Source organism: Desulfonatronum thiodismutans (genome assembly GCF_000717475.1).
Taxonomy (GTDB): Bacteria; Desulfobacterota; Desulfovibrionia; order Desulfovibrionales; family Desulfonatronaceae; genus Desulfonatronum; species Desulfonatronum thiodismutans.
Map to the genome: position 1 here is coordinate 147,119 of NZ_JPIK01000012.1, position 15,608 is coordinate 162,726.

General features: G+C 49.7%; 11 protein-coding genes. 4 read left to right on the plus strand and 7 right to left on the minus strand.

Annotated elements, in window-relative coordinates; genetic code table 11:
• Positions 1-64: 64 nt before the first annotated feature.
• The 7 genes from GY33_RS20485 to GY33_RS0109230 all read right to left on the minus strand — a co-directional run bounded on the left by GY33_RS20485 (position 65) and on the right by GY33_RS0109230 (position 12,123).
• On the minus strand, positions 65-3,067 hold the full coding sequence (locus GY33_RS20485; RefSeq protein WP_084185012.1) for a CotH kinase family protein: 3,003 nt from the start codon (positions 3,065-3,067) through the stop codon (positions 65-67).
• Between the two features lie 209 nt (positions 3,068-3,276).
• Entirely contained in the window at positions 3,277-4,098 is an 822-nt protein-coding gene (locus GY33_RS20490) for an SGNH/GDSL hydrolase family protein (protein ID WP_084185014.1), read from the minus strand.
• Between the two features lie 511 nt (positions 4,099-4,609).
• Positions 4,610-6,262 (minus strand): hypothetical protein, encoded by a 1,653-nt coding sequence (locus GY33_RS21015; RefSeq protein ID WP_152555153.1) that lies wholly within the window; start codon positions 6,260-6,262, stop codon positions 4,610-4,612.
• A gap of 327 nt (positions 6,263-6,589) precedes the next feature.
• Complete coding sequence (locus GY33_RS0109215; RefSeq protein ID WP_031387057.1) at positions 6,590-7,705, minus strand: glycosyltransferase; 1,116 nt, start codon at positions 7,703-7,705, stop codon at positions 6,590-6,592.
• 52 nt (positions 7,706-7,757) lie between these two features.
• Positions 7,758-8,810 (minus strand): alginate O-acetyltransferase AlgX-related protein, encoded by a 1,053-nt coding sequence (locus tag GY33_RS0109220; RefSeq protein WP_031387058.1) that lies wholly within the window; start codon positions 8,808-8,810, stop codon positions 7,758-7,760.
• A gap of 116 nt (positions 8,811-8,926) precedes the next feature.
• Entirely contained in the window at positions 8,927-10,651 is a 1,725-nt protein-coding gene (locus tag GY33_RS0109225; protein WP_031387059.1) for an alginate O-acetyltransferase AlgX-related protein, read from the minus strand.
• Between the two features lie 2 nt (positions 10,652-10,653).
• Positions 10,654-12,123, minus strand: coding sequence for an MBOAT family O-acyltransferase (locus tag GY33_RS0109230; protein WP_031387060.1), 1,470 nt, complete (start codon positions 12,121-12,123; stop codon positions 10,654-10,656).
• Between the two features lie 259 nt (positions 12,124-12,382).
• On the opposite strand from GY33_RS0109230, the gene GY33_RS19780 reads away from it, so the two are divergent.
• The 4 genes from GY33_RS19780 to GY33_RS0109250 all read left to right on the plus strand — a co-directional run bounded on the left by GY33_RS19780 (position 12,383) and on the right by GY33_RS0109250 (position 15,591).
• Positions 12,383-13,486 carry a GGDEF domain-containing protein gene (locus tag GY33_RS19780; protein ID WP_051822465.1) on the plus strand — a complete coding sequence of 368 codons (1,104 nt, stop codon included), beginning with the start codon at positions 12,383-12,385 and terminating at the stop codon, positions 13,484-13,486.
• 98 nt (positions 13,487-13,584) lie between these two features.
• Positions 13,585-14,145, plus strand: a complete 561-nt coding sequence (locus GY33_RS0109240; RefSeq protein ID WP_031387062.1) for a hypothetical protein — start codon at positions 13,585-13,587, stop codon at positions 14,143-14,145.
• A 278-nt stretch (positions 14,146-14,423) separates the two neighbouring features.
• Positions 14,424-14,861 (plus strand): FlxA-like family protein, encoded by a 438-nt coding sequence (locus GY33_RS0109245; protein ID WP_031387063.1) that lies wholly within the window; start codon positions 14,424-14,426, stop codon positions 14,859-14,861.
• A gap of 184 nt (positions 14,862-15,045) precedes the next feature.
• The gene (locus GY33_RS0109250) at positions 15,046-15,591 is read left to right on the plus strand and encodes a hypothetical protein (RefSeq protein ID WP_031387064.1); all 546 of its coding nucleotides are present in this window, start codon (positions 15,046-15,048) and stop codon (positions 15,589-15,591) included.
• Positions 15,592-15,608: the final 17 nt, after the last annotated feature.

Genomic DNA, 15,608 nt, shown 5'->3' on the forward strand with positions numbered 1-15,608 from the left:
TGCAAAATAAAAAATCTTCGGGTTAGTGGTTTTTGCTGCAAAAAATTAGAATATATCACGATTATTAATTTAAGCGAGACGGAATTTCGTTATCTAAAAATATTAGACGATTATGAATGTTGTGGCGAAGCGCTTCGGCATGCTCTTGATGCGACTTTCCGTGCCCTCTCCGCCACTTATCAAGATCCCACACGGCGTATCCAGACAAGGATTCAAACATTTCGTCAATACGAGCATCGATTACGTCATTGCGTAATGGTCCGTTTCGAAGCTCCTGCCAACGACTGTGCAACTGCTCATAGTAGTTAGGGTAATCATCCTGCAACCGTCGAATCAAGTTGTTGGCGTACCAAAGACGATCAGGGCGCGAGACATAACCGGCATCAAAGTCCCAAGGTATAAAGAAGAATCGTCCTTCAGGTCCTGCTTCACGGGCAAGTACGTCATGAAGATAATAATTAAATGGCCATCCGTTTCCATTTTCTGTAAGGTTCAGGAGAATATGAAAATCGATTACATTGTGCAAATCCATCCAGTCAGTGAATTCACTGACAAATTGCTCTCTAGGAGATGTCGATATAAAGTGAACAAGATCAAAAAAAGAATCGCGGAAAAACCCATGACGAGGTGGTGGAAACATTTGTCGCCAGAAAGGAACTCTTTCTCCACCGGGTACATTCTGATGCTTAAGGAGCAAAGCAGGAAATTCTTCTGAAACTTCATAGCTCTCCCATTCCAGCATCCGACGGCCAATTCGTGTAGTCATTTCATATAATCCGTGATATTCTCCATTTATAAAAAGTTCAGTCAATTGAAGCTTGGGTGCGTATCTTGGCATAATGTCGGACGAAAAACTCCTGAAAAGGTCATACGAAAGTTTATTCTTCATGAAAGTCAAGTCACGTGGAGCATTAATCAAAAAAAGATGCCTTGTTGAGGTCTCATCCAAAAGGTGATGTGCTTTGTTCAGGCGGAGCGAAAATCCCTTTCTGACTTGCCAATAGCCAGTGTGCCCACGATGACTGATTCCCCCCCGCCGGCCTTGAGATGCTTCATAGATGGTAGGTTTATCGGTATGCCCTGATTCATAGTAAGCGACAATCGCATCAACTCTTCGGGTTTTTCGTATATCCTCACGTAGATAGACCATTAAAGCGGGTAATTTGACATGCTTAGGCATCAGTCGAAATTTAAGAGATTTTGAAAATTCTTCATTGTTGTCAGAAATAATTGCAGTTAGCTCTACAGAGACTGGTTGATCGACATCAGGCCTTGTAACCTTCCCTGTAGAAGATATTAATTGAGGATTTGATGAGGTCCACTTGATCATAACTCCTGTAGTATTTAAAATATCAAGGTTAATATCCTCCAGAATATAATATGGGGAAGGATTTTTGCCAAGAAGCATATGCTCGTTAAGTATGTTTTGTACCTTCCTTGCTTGGCCTAATTCATCCGAAGACAAAGGCCAAAATTTCTCCAGAATTTTTCTATTTTGCATTAAAGAGCTATAAATCTCTTGGCTACTCAAGGGGCTAGTAAAATCATTAATAAGAGCTTGTATATATTTGTTTTCTAGTGAATCATAAAGAGATAGAAGTGTATCATGAGATAATGGAAAATCACTGTCTAGCGGTATTCGAAGGTATGGAAAAGGAGAGTCGATATTCCAAAAAAGTGATGTCCAATCACTTCTCCTTATCGGACCATAGGGAAATTCAGATGCCGCGCTTCCTGAAAAGACCCCCATAGTAGAGTAGTCCTCAAAATAATAGATCCCAGCAAAATCGCCATTGACAATCAATCTGCAAAAGCCGTTGTGAACGCTTGGAATGTTTAGTGAATTAGCAACACTTGTTTCCAATAAAGGAGATAGAAAATTAATACTTTCAGGAGGGCTCAACCTGATTCGTTTTGCTCCCAGGACATTGTTGCCTTCACTTGCTTGTAATACGTAAGATGGCCTTAATGAGGATGGATAATACGTATTGCTCCCAAACAATTGCAAATATCCAGGTTGTGCCTTTCCATCAAAAATGACCTCGATCGATCTTGTCTCATCTGCGAGATTAATCCGCCGCCCAGAAAGCAGGCTGGAGTGGTGCGCTTTATTAAAATGCCTTAAATCAGACTTTGTCAAAAAAATATGGACATCTGGCAGATCAATCTTTTGCGCTTTTCCTGGAAAAAGCCAGGGATTAAAATAGTCTATGGTTTTGAGTGTCCGTTTGGCAATATTTTGAAGAGCAATAAAGCCTTTTAGTTTTAAGTAGTGCTCCCTATTCAATTTTTTAAGGATGTTTGCATTTGATTCATACACGTTAAGAATATCATCGCAAGACAATGATTTATTCCATATAATTGTTTCATCTAAATCTCCATTGAGAGGTTTTCGTATAGCATGCCAGGTGCGTTTCCCAAACTCTATATTATGGTCAGGAAGTAGAATATCTGTAATACTTTTGGTATCGATTAAAGCTCCATTTTCATAAAGACGAGCTTGACCTTCAATGCTGTTAATGACGGCAGCAATGTGGGTGTATTGATCATAGCCTTCGAATTTATATGATATTGTACGTGTATAATCAGTCGTCGGCACATGCAAAGTCATATGCCCCTTGTCCAACATCAAACCTACTTTTGGAGAGCTTGCTGATCTTGAAGTGAAGATAATTTCCTGGGTGTCGGATGTTGGGTCGAGTCTCACCCAGGTAGAAATGGTAAATTCTGGTCCCAACTGCTGCCAGTTAGTGGACGTTTCGATTGCGTTTCTTTGATGGCCATTAAAACGTCGAGCCATTCCCTTGCGACCAGGAACCGCTTCAACGCCGTATTGAACTACCTGAGAGCCGGTGATCCATTCCCTTGGTTCTGGCTCGTCAAAGGTAATGAGTAAAGCAACTTCATGTTTTTCAGCAATCCGTTGGCCGATTTTAGATTCATAATAAGTGACGTTGTCCTCTATCATTTCAATAAAAAAGCCAGTTTTGTATACGTAGGCAAAAAACAACGGAAGAAACAGTAAAAAGGAAATCTTTATTGTCAAAAAAGTTTTACGAGTTGTCATAATTTTTACAAATATAGAAAAATAATCAAAATGGATGGCATGATGGCAGCGTTACTCCACGGCGAGGGGAAGTAGAGACTTTCAGAAGTATTTGATGTTGACGAAATTGACTGGGTTCGATCCACAGGAGCGGCTCAGGGGATAGTATGTCGAGATAAAAGCGAATTCTATCGGCTTTCCCACCAGCCACCAGTCCGTTATTTTCGCACTTAGGAAATGCCTCTGTTAGTCACTTTACGGTGAAGATAAAAAAGAGAAAAAAGAATAAAAATTATCGCCCAATCGAAGCTAAACTCGGAGTCAGAGCTTAACGAACAACCACCGCCACTACCACCGCCACTAGCATTGTCACTATCATCGACGCTCTGAATCAGATCGAAAAAAGTCCGAGCGATCAATTCATGCCCTGCGGAGTTAGGGTATTGACCATAGTGTATATATTGTTCATTCCAGGAAAAAACCTCTTCGAGGTCAGCGAGCAAGACCCCTTCCTCTGCTGCTATCGTTCTGATCATCGAATTCAGCGATATTATATCATCTCGTTTCCAACTGCGATTTTCAAATACCGGAGTTAATGTAGCAATAATTGGTATTGTTTTGTTTTGTTTTGCTAATCTGACCATTGCACGGAGGTTTATATTTGTAGTTCTCACACTAACTCTTCCGATGTCATTGAGGCCATACAAAATTGTTACTATGCCGGGGTTGTTTTTTTTCAAATCAGAAGGCATAAATGCAAGTCCTTCGCTGCTTTCCGCACGCGATCTCCCAGCGTTAACTACTGTCTTTCCTGTCAAGTCCTGGAGTCGAGTAGTGTATATATTTTCACTTGAAGTATAAGAGCCTGCTGTAATGCTATCTCCTAGACATAAAATTACACTTGGGTTGTTAGTGCCGTAATCATGAGCCTTGATTGTTTCAAGTAAAGTGCTATTTGATGCTAAAGCAAAATTGAGCGGGATACAAAAACTCAAACAAAATAGAATTAAAGAAGACAAGGGAAAAGAGAAAAGCTTATCTATCTTACCCATGGCTAAGCTCCTTGGATTTTTTTTAATTCATGTTAAAATTAAAAAAATACAATATCTAAATTGCTAGCAAAAAAAAGCCATCATAGATGAAATGATGTGCGTATTGTTTGCAATAATTAAAAATTATATAAAAATATTAAAAATTTTAATTTTTATATTTGATTATATCTGTATAAAATATTAGATACGATATATAGTGGAGGGGTGACTGTATTTCGATGCTAAAGAAGAGTAGGAAAAGTGATATTAATGCTTTGTAAAAAAAATATATAACTTGAAAAATAAAGACCCATGTCGCTTGAATATCCCATGCTAAACTGGCAATCCATTTTCTCCACAACAACAACAACGAAGAGGTGTGATTATGCTTTATCACAATCCATCTTAGACAGAACTTTCGGGAATGATTTTGCGAGGAATGCCCAATTAGTTTGTAATATTTTGAAATATATTTATTAAACCTGTAGGGCCTGTGCGTCCTGAAAAGATTTAGTGCCCGAAAATATAGCTGCTAAATCCTTTTTGAAAGGTTAAAATAAATGACCATTGGCCATATTTCAAACTTATCGTATTCATGAATATTGTTATTATGCATCTGTAACTCAAATCCTTTGCTCACACTATTCATAATAATGTATGCAAAATTGTCATTGCTGTCAACAAACATCGTGTAGTCTGGGTTCCTGTCAGTGCTTCCCTTTGGATAAACAGTAGATATGATGTTTTCTGAACTTTCAAAAGTTATCCTATATGCAATCCAATAATCAGAATATACAGCATTAATATTTTTATCTTCAGCAAATTCGTAAAATTCATTAAGTGAAAGAGGGACTTTTCTTGACTTAACCCAGGGCTGCATAGCCTGAAAATCGATTTCCTTGTATTGAGAAAAAGAACTTCCTATTAAAATAAATATTATAAAAAAACTTAAAAATGGTATGATTTTATATATTCTAGCAATAAAAAAACAAATTGCTAGTTGAAAAACAAAAATAAAAGGTAGTAAATATCTTGGCTCAGTTACAAATCCGCCAAACGATGTGACACTAAATAGAAAAGGGTAAAAAAATAGAAATATAAAAATAAATTCATTTATAGATACATTGAAATTGTTAAATTTTGAAATAATTTTTTTAACAACACGAAATGAAACGTAAGAAAAAGATGCTAGATATATTACTGCAACAGAATAATCTAGTATTAATGTAAAAATATCTTGATTTTTTTCAGAAAAAATACCAATTAACCTCGGTAGTCCTATGGAAAAAAAATTTGTGAATTGACTGATCCAAAGCTCAGAAGGCGCGATAGCTTCAGAAGTTATAGAAGCGTGATCAGTAAAAAATGAATAATACCACATTGGCAATCCACCTAAAAAGGAAAACAAACCAAAAAAAATTATAAATAATATTTGGTAGTTAGGTGAAAAGAAAAGTTTATGTATTGATAAGGAGATAATAATAAGTGCTGGAAAGAGAAAAAAAATTACAAGTTGGTTTGTCCACCATGCTAATCCACAAAGAAAGGCCAAAAGCGATACGTATATCCAATGAACGTTAACAACATATGATTTTACAAAAGGTTCTTTTCGGAGAAAAAATTGAGCAGAAAGCAAAAGAAAGAAAAAAAATATCGGCTTAATAAAGCTCGAGCTGCTAAATTTTGCGCTATAAAAATTAATATACACACCACCATAAACAACTTGGCAAAAAATAATTAATGCAGAAATTAACTGTAAAACTAATAATAAATAAAACAAGCAATTGTTATTAACAGAAAATTTGATATTAATTTTAGAATTATATAAGTTTTTAGAAGATTGGATTGTTTTTGTAGCAAAATAAAATATTAAAATTCCAAATAAAATGGTTTCAATATACCCTCCACGTGCTTTTAAAGACCATACTAAAAAAAATAATGGAGGAAAAGACATTAATGCTAAAAAAAATAGTGCCTCAAGTTTTCTGTTTTCTGAGCAAAGATAATAGTACGAAAATATTATAAGAAGAACACAATAAAAGAGTGGAACCATTTTTAAAACAAAAGAATCAGAAGTGTTTAATATTTTGAAAAAAAATGCAGCAGTATATGCTTCAAGGCTGCCCATATAATTTTGACCCCAATAGTACACAAAATTTTCACCATTGAGAATGTGGCGGGCCATCAAGCCGATAATTGCCTCATCAGAATCAATAATTACTCCTCCTGAAAATAAGTAGACTATCCTTACAATAAAGAATATGAAAAAAAATAAAAGTAACATTATTAAAACCCGAATATTTGTTGTCGCATTTGTCGGTCTACTCTAGCGTTGAAAGTTGGAGCGCATTTATGCTTAAAAGACCACGACGCGGTGGGGCAATCAGCAAATATAACGGTGTGGAGAATCCTGGCCGTGAATGCGTGAAAAATCACACCAGAAATCCGAGGCGACAGCGCGATATCCCGGTAAAGTCTATCGGTCTTATGGTCAATGGTCACCCTGCCCCAACTACCTCCAATCCTCCGGCCTGCTCTCAGGGAACACCAAAAAGCGCCGTGCCGCAAAGTTGAGTATTAGCCCGATGCATGAGGCCAGCAGCTTTGCACTGACGGCACCGAGGCCGAACGCAAGGAGTGCAGTGGTCGTAGCCAAGTCCACCAGAGCTATCCCGGTCACGGATGCATAGTAAACAAACTGCTCGGTCCCAGTTTTCCAGCGGATATTTTTTTTGAACAGCAAGTGGGTGCATAGCCAGTAGTTCAATCCCGCCGCGGCATAGAAGGCGATGAGCGCCGACGGTCCAATGGACAGGGTCGGAAAGAGCAACAGAAACAGCAGCAGATTGAACAGCGCGGCCGTGCCGCCGATGAACAGATAGACCAACATCTGCATGGGCAACGGAGACCGATGCGCCCCGTAATGCAGGATGCAGTAGAGGGCACGCAATCCGTCCTTCCAGTTGATTTTCTTCCCTTCAGCGTAGGTCCGTCCTTGATAAGAAATAGGCGCTTCGTAGATTCGACAGCGCATTTCCGCGACCTTGGCCACGATTTCCGGCTCAAAACCGAAGCGGTTTTCCTGGATCTCGATGGATTGGATGATCTCCCGACGAAAGAGCTTGTAACAGGTCTCCATGTCCGTCAGGCCGAGGTCGCTGAACATGTTGGAGAGAAAGGTCAGGGCGCGGTTCATCTGGCTGTGCCAGAAATAGAGAACTCGCCGTTCTCCAGAGTAGAGGAAGCGAGAGCCGAAGACTACGTCCGCCCTGCCTTCAGCCAGGGGAACGATCAGCTTTCGCAGGTCTTGTGGGTCGTACTCCAGATCCGCGTCTTGGACGCCCACGAAATCTCCCGTGGCCTGGGCGAAGCCCGTGCGCAAGGCGGCCCCTTTGCCCTGGTTGCGCTCGTGTCGGAACAGTCGGATGTTCGGGTGGCGTTGGATAAGTTTTTGGGCCACGGAGACGCTGTCGTCCTTGGATGCATCATCGACGATAATCAGTTCCAATACGAGTCGATCATCGGCAATGGCCAGAACCCGTTCCACACAGCGTTCCAGGGTTTTTTCTTCATTGTAGCAGGGAATGACCAGGGTCAAGGTCGTAGGACGTGAGGAAGTTTCCGTCATCGAGGTGTTGGTTGAAGGTTTGAAGGGGAACGAGTTGATGCTCGCGGGCTTGCTAAGGCGCGATGGGCACGAGCCGCCAGCCGTCGGCGTGGGTGAACTCCCGAGCCGTGAACACCCAAATCACCAGCTTCTTATCCTGCCAGTATTCCGAATTGCGTTGCGCCCGGCGAAAGAGATTGATCCGGGCCGGGGTGGCGCCGGAGCCGCGTACGGCGATCAGGTCCACGGGCAAGCCGAGTTCCAGGGTCAGTTGATCGGCCAGCCCCGCGCCTCGAGCGTGCATGTCGCCGCCGGCCTGAAAGACCAGATTATGGCTGTCGCCGAGCAGGATCACCGGGCTGCCCTGATCCGACTCCACAGGTTCCAGGCCAGTGGATGCTTCCCGTCCCACCTGACGCAGGCCGACTGTTTCCCGTTCCAGGGCCGACGCATCCAATGCTCGCCAGAGGTCTCCGCTGATTTGCACGTCTTGCCAGCGCGAGTCGAACTCACGAGCCGTGATTTCGGCGTACCACGGCATTTCGCGGACCAGATCACCGATTTTCCGGGCCGCGACCACGCATCCGACTCCGGACCAGTGGGTATCCTGGCGGCAGTATAGTGGGCCCTGATCGGCAAACCGTTCTTCGAGAAAAACATCTGTCAAGTCAAGCACCGTTAGACCATGATCAAGCAAAAGTTCGTAAAATTCTTGATGCGCCGGGTCCAGTCGCGCTGGGGGGACTTGCGTCACCAAGCGTTCCGCCAGGGCCTGAGAAATGAAATCCGGATAGATCACGGCCTTGGGAGGGACCGGAACCAAAAGCAGCTCCACCCCCGCAGCCTGGAGCTGGTCATGAAAATCCAGAATGGCCGGCAGAGGGTCGGCGAATTCCGGATTGGTCGCCCGGCTGACTTCGGCGGCTCGCTCGCCCCAGAACCTGCCCGAGGCAACATGGTCCAGTTCCTGGTCGAAGAACAGCCAGCCGTCCAGCCCCTGGACAGCCATGTTGCCTTGTTCGCGAGCCTCTCCAACCAGTCTGGTCGATTCGGAAAAAAGGATCGCTGACGAATCATCCGCCCGGACCGGCGGCGCGGCAGCGAGCAAAACAAAAATGCCAACCACGGCTGCTAGAAGTCGCCAGGAGCATCGAGTCTTAAAATTATGCTGCGTTGTGGTTGTATTCTTCCCGACCCGTTGTCGTTCCGCCCATCGTTCAATTTTCGTATTCCATAGTTGCGTCATTTCAAAAACTCCCCCCATGTCGGTTCCTCCAATTGCAAGGCGAAATCGTCCAGTTCGCTGCGATTGATCCCGTCGTAGGCGTCGGCCACGTCCGCCCAGGCCCTGAGCCGGATGGTCACTTCGTCTCCGGGCCGCAGGCGGGCCGCGGGGGTCCAGACATTGTCCCGCATGCCCCAAGTATAGACCACGGCCTGGGGATCGGCAAGCAAGGCCCCGTCGTGCTCCAGGTCCACCAGGTGCAGGCTGAGGACGTGGTCGGCGTAGGGCACGCTGCCGGGCCGGGGGACCGGCGACGCGGCGGCGACCACGGCCCGGACCTCCAGGGGCTGGTCGGGTTCTGGCTGGAAAAAAAGCGAGGGCAGGGGCTCGCCCAGCTTCAGATCGATCAGCTTCCAGTCCCCCACGGCCAATTCCCGGGCCGCGAACTGAAGGATCACCACCCGCTTGCCCTCCAGGCGGTCCCGACCCCGGGCCAGTTCCCGGCCCAGAATCTCCCGCGTGGCAAAGGCCCCGTGGTCGTTGCGGGCGATACGATCCACGGGAAGTTGCAGGACCAGGCTGAGATGTTCGGCCAGCCCAGCCGCTTCTCCCCAACCCATGGGCTCCAGGGAGAAAATATTGGTGAAGCTGTCGCCCAGCAGCAGAACATCGGCGGTGGGATCAGGCCGCCAGAAATCGTCCCGGGCGTCCAGGACCTGCTCCAGCGGGACGGTTTCCGGAGGAAACAGCGAACTGCCCTGGGGCAGCTCCAGCATGTTGGCGATGTCGCCGGTATGGGCGACCTCCGTGGCTCTGGTCCGGAAACCGGTCAGAGCCCCCGAGGGCATCAGATCGTGGCGCAACAGATCGTGTTGCAGCAGAAAATCGCCCAGTTCCCGGGCCACGTGGTGCATGGCCTCGGGCCGCCAGTGGGTGTCCGTGGCCAGGTACTGGGGCCGCCCGGTCTCGGCCTTGGCCCGCATCAGGCCTGGGAGCGGATCAAAAACCAGGATTCCGGCCCGGTCCAGGTCACGGATAAAATCGGAATAAGATGGATTGTTCAGGGACTCGGAACCGTCCAGCCCCCTGGCGAACATCTCCGGATGGACCGTGGGCTTCACCGGGGTGGGCATGACCACCAGCTCGATGTTCCGTGCCTGCAACTGCCGGTGCAGGTCCACCAGGGCCTTGCGCGGATCCGGTTGCGGCGCGGGCTGCCATTCGTTGCCCGAGGCCGCTCGCCGGGCCAGTTGCCGGGGCTCCAGAAAGCCGGGGCCGGTGAGATAGTCCAGGCCGGGCCGGTAGAAGAGCCATCCGTCTCGGCCCACGTAGGCCTGCTCGTTGCCCACGCCCAGGCGGGTCAGCACGGTCTGCATGCCGGGGCGGACCAGTTGCCCCAGAATGGACGCGTCCTCCAGGTCGTCCTCGAACGCGCCCATCTCGCGCAGTAGCAGCCGGTTGGCGGCCAGAACCCGTGAGAAAAAGGGCTGGTCGGACGTGCGGAAGACATCCAGGGCCTCGGGCACGGCCCGGAAAATCTCCAGGGACTGGGGCATCCAGGTGGATCGGTCCCCGCGCAGAGCGGCCCGCAGGTCATGGACATGCTGGCTCACGGTGACCAGGCCGATGAGCAGAAGCAGGGCCAGGGTCAGCAGCCAGGCCGTGGCCCGGGATATCCGGGTCACGCCCGCCTGTTCCTGGGCGGTCTGTTCGCGCGAGCGTTGCAGGTCAAAGTCGGCCATGGCTAGAAAATGAAATAGATGAACGGGTTATAGGCCTGGGTCGCCAGCACGGCCACGGAGAGCAGCAATAGGGCCACGATGGCCAACGCCTTGGCCGGAGTGATGGTTCTGGTCCAATCCCAGGTTTGGGGACAGGACCAGGTGACCACCGCGGCCAGCAGGAACGTGCCCAGGTAGTAGGGCTGGTAGATCAGGCCGTTGAGCAGTCCGGCGCCCGCGACTGCTTCGGGGCCGGCCTGAACCAGGCCGAACATGGTTCCCAGATAGGTCAGGGCCGAGGGCAGGTCCGCGGATCGGAAAAAGACCCAGGTGATCAAGACCAGCACAAAGGTGAACGCGATTTGCACCCCGCCGGGAAGGCGATGGTAGAAGCTGGTCTTGCCTCGGATCCGTTCCAGACCCAGGAGCAGGCCGTGCAGCGCGCCCCAGATCACGAAGGTCCAGGCCGCGCCGTGCCACAACCCGCCCAGGAGCATGACCAGGGCCAGGTTGATGGCCGTGCGCCTGGGACCTTTGCGGTTGCCGCCCAGGGGGATGTACAGATAGTCCCGCAGCCAGGTGGACAGGGAAATGTGCCAGCGTCGCCAGAATTCCGTGATGGACTTGGACAGGTACGGGGAATCGAAGTTTTTGGGAAAAACAAAGCCCAGCATCAGCCCCAGGCCGATGGCCATGTCCGAGTAGGCGCTGAAGTCGAAGTAGATCTGAAAGGCGTAGGCCGCGGCCCCGTACCAGGCCTGGACCGTGGTTATGGTCGCGGCGTCGAAAATAGTGTCCGCCACCTTGCCGCAGGGGTTGGCCAAAAGGATCTTCTTGGCCAGCCCCAGGCTGATGAAGGCCACCCCCCTGGCGAACTTCTCCAGGGTGTGGGCGCGGTGCAGAAGCTGATCCGCCACCTCCCGGAAGCGGATGATCGGCCCGGCCACCAACTGCGGAAACATGGACACGTAGCAGGCGAAGTCGATGAAGTTGCGCAGGGCTTTGGCCTGGCCGCGATACACGTCGATGGAATAGCTCATGGACTGGAAGGTGTAGAAGCTGATCCCCAGCGGCAGGGTGATCCGCAGGGCCGTGTCCAGTTGCAGCCCGTGCAGGCCGAGCCAGCCCAGGAGCAGGTCGTAGTTCTCCACGGCGAAGTTGAAATATTTGAAAAAACCGAGCAGGGAGAGATTGGTCACGATGGACACGGCCAGGGCGATCTTCTGGCCTCGAGAACGTGTGCCTTTCGGGTCCAACTCCTGGATGGGACGCGGATCGAAAATGGGCCGCCGCCGGGCCATGACCAACCCGCAGAAATAGTCCACCACCGTGGAGGCCAGCAGGATCAGGACGAACAGCGGATTGGACCAGCCGTAGAAGGCGTAGCTGAGAACCGTCAGCCCCAGATGCTTGCCCCTCCGGGGCAGCAGATAATAGGCGAACAGGGCCAGCGGCAGAAAATAGAAGAGGAAAATATGAGAACTGAAGACCATGGATGCCGGGAGAAAGCGTGTTGTGATTTCGTTGCGCGAGAGGCGCGGTGAGACAAGGTTTTCAGGCTATCAGGAGTGCCCAGGGTGATCAAGATCGCCGAGAGACGAGAGGTTTTGGGCGGATGCTGTTGCGGTCTTCAGCCATGCGGACTAAAATCATCGGAACAATGTCACTTTTAGAGGCTCATCAGCCACTTCCCTCCTTAAGTTCTGGCCTCGTTTGCACGAGTCCGGCGACTCCTGACCCCGCGGTAGTTTCATGAGCCGTCACGATCCTCAAAATCCGGCCGACGCGCACTGCCTGCGGGAAAGGCTGGAACAAACCCTGGAGTTGTACAGGCAAAATCTTGCCGTCTTTCATAAGTTCAAGCTTTGCGCCTCTCAAATCCAGGCCATAACCTCCCTGGATCAGCTTCCCGAGCTTCTGGCCACGTTGCGCGACAGTCTCAAATTACAGGATATCCATCTCGTCTTGGACCGGGAACGGTACGCCGATTTCCTTCCCGATTCCATCCCCACCCGACCTCAGCTTTCTCTTCGACGCATGCTCGGGGAGATGGGGCTGACCGAGTCTTTCCGGCATCCGCTGCTCGGCTCTTTCGCGGACATCGCGATCCAGGCTCCGGCTGCCCGGGAACTGTTCCAAACACGCGGCCAGCGAGACTGTCTCGGCTCGGTATGCGTCTTTCCACTCTGGGACAAGTATCATCCGGACAACCTGATTGGCTTTTTGACCCTGAAAGACGGCGACCCTCGGCGCTACAACGAAGGAATGGCCACCGACTTCATCGAATTCTTTGCCGATCTATTCTCCTGGTCCCTAGTCACGCTCCGGGAACACGAAAAACTCCAACGTGAATCCACTCAAGACCATCTTACCGGTTGCCACAATCGATCCTACCTGATGAAGCACGCGCCGCGAATCCTGGAGTTCGCGCATCGCAAAAGAATGCCGGTCGCGCTGCTGTTCATCGATCTGGATGGATTCAAAAAAGTCAACGACACCTTAGGCCATGCATGCGGAGACCAGCTCCTGGTCGCCGTGGCGTATGCGATCCAGAGCATCGTTCGCGACTACGACATTTTCATCCGTCTGGGAGGCGATGAGTTTTTGCTGTTGCTTCCGGACGTGAACAGGGAAGCGGCTCAAAGAACCTCAAGCCGCATCCAGGACGCGCTGCGCGCCCTTCCCGTCGCCCAAACCTGTGCTGTCGCCACGCAACTCCGAATCACGGCCTCCATCGGTTTAGCCATGCACCGCCCAGGCGAGACCCTCCAGCAATTCATCCAACGGGCCGATACGAGCATGTACAGCGCCAAGCCTTCAGCCGGCGAGCGGGCGCGAACCTCCGAATCAACATGACGTGACTGGTTGCCGCGTCGTTTCCTGGTCTCAAGCTTGCATACGAGCATGAAAGGGCGTCACCCGATATCCGTCCATGACCAATCAGGAGGAGGAACATGCTTACAGGAAGTCTGCAATCTATCGGCAACCCTTCCGTCACGCCTTACGTAAATGCGATGACCCCCGTTCCCTCCGGGGCAAATTCCCTTGGCGGCAATTCCTTGAACAGCGCGGATACCGTGACGATATCCAGCGAAGGCAGACGGGCCGCGGATGCCTTGCACAGCGGCGACGTTTCCGCTGCGGGAGATGTCCGACAAACCTCCTCCTCCGACTACCCCTTGGAAATGTATCAGATTCCCGGCTGGTTCGCTGATTATGGTTTTCAAGTGTCCACCCAGCTTGGGGCCAAAGGAGATTGGTTCGCTGAAAGACATCCCCAAGCCGCTGCCGCATCCGCCGCTGAACGTACGGAATACGCTGAGCTCGTGCGCGGGCATTATCAGGCCATGCTTGCTGAGAACGACATTACCGGCTTGGAGTCTCACTACAACTCCCTGATCCTTGACCAGTCGCGCAGCGAATCTCTCCGTCAGGAAATGGTGGAGCGAGTCCGGGGAGACGCCCGGCTGACTGAGTTGATACACATCATGGGCAAGTCTTCCGTGATCATGTAGACGCCGCGCATCTCTTCGTCATGACGACCATTGTGCCCGACTTGCGGCCCGTTGTCGTCGCCTGGAAAAATATTCCCATCAAGGGCAGACAGTCCACCCTTTTCAACTCCTCTTCCTCTCCAGTCGAGAAACCAGTTCATCACTGGACAGGGCGGGCAAAGCCGGTCCATGTCGGCAGATCCGTCCGGCCAGAGATGCGCCCGGCCAAGTGAGCCGTCACAGAGGCATGCCTCTTGCTTCGATACTGCGTACGGCAACTATTTCCCATGGAGAGAGTCATGCGCATAGACGGTTATCAGAATTTCTTGCGGGCAGTGGAATTTGCGGGACAGCCGGTTGTCCGGGAAAGTCAGGAAACAGGCTGGTTTCAGGGCGTTTCATCTTCCACCAGGGGCGACACCGTGAGCATTTCGCCAGCGGCCAGGGAAGCCCAGCAAGCCGTGCAGTCCGAAGACCACGACGATAATAACGCCGTGGAAGCCTTTAGGAAGTACATGCACAAAGCCAGGGGCGGGGTCGATTCTTCATCCAACAACCCCCTTGAGGCGCTGAGAGAGCGGCTGAAGGATCTGGAGAACAAACTGTCCTCGCTCGCCACCAGCCAGAGCATACCCGAGGAAACGAAAAGCAGCATGATTCAGGCAATCCAGGCTGAAATCAGCCAGATTGCCTCTCAAATCGCCGAGCTTGAGGCACAAACCTCAGAGACGCCATGATTGTCACCTTGTTTTGATGAGCGACGCTTCCGCGTCGATTTGACTTAATTGAGGTATGAAATTAGGGGGTTCAGGATTTGTTGTAGAATCCAGATCCGAAATGAGCGTTGGACATGGAACTTCTTGTGTTTCCTGTTGCGGCACGCCGCCCCCTTTCAACCTCAAACAAATCAAGGTGGTTCTCATGGTTAGAAAAGTAATGCTGTTCGCATTTGTCTCGTTGTTCGTCTCCAGTGGCGCTTATGCGATGAACCTTTCTTCATCGGATATGGAGCGGTTCATCAAGACGACCAAGGTGCTTGCTCCATACTTTGACGCGCTTGATGACGACGATGACGGTGACGACGACATGGCCGTTTTGAATGTCGAAAAAATCAAACAATTGGTGACGGAGGCCATGTCCGACAACGTCGAGATGCGGAACATCGTCCGGGGAAACGGATACGCTTCCGTGGATGCCTATGCTGAGCAGTACGCGCACATCATGAGAGCATACATGGCCTCTTCCGGCATGGGGCAATTTCGCGAATTTGAGATGGCGATGGCCTCCATGAGCCCGGAACAGCGGCAGGCATTCGAAAGCTCTCCCTTTTTCCAAATGGCTTCAGAGACGCAAAAACAGCTTGCATCCGTCCCTGAGTCGCATATTCAAGCCATAACCCCGTATATGTCGCAATTGCACGAGGTTTTTGGGTATGATGAGGACGACGATGAGGATGATTTCTTCTAGACCTCGGCATGAAACCC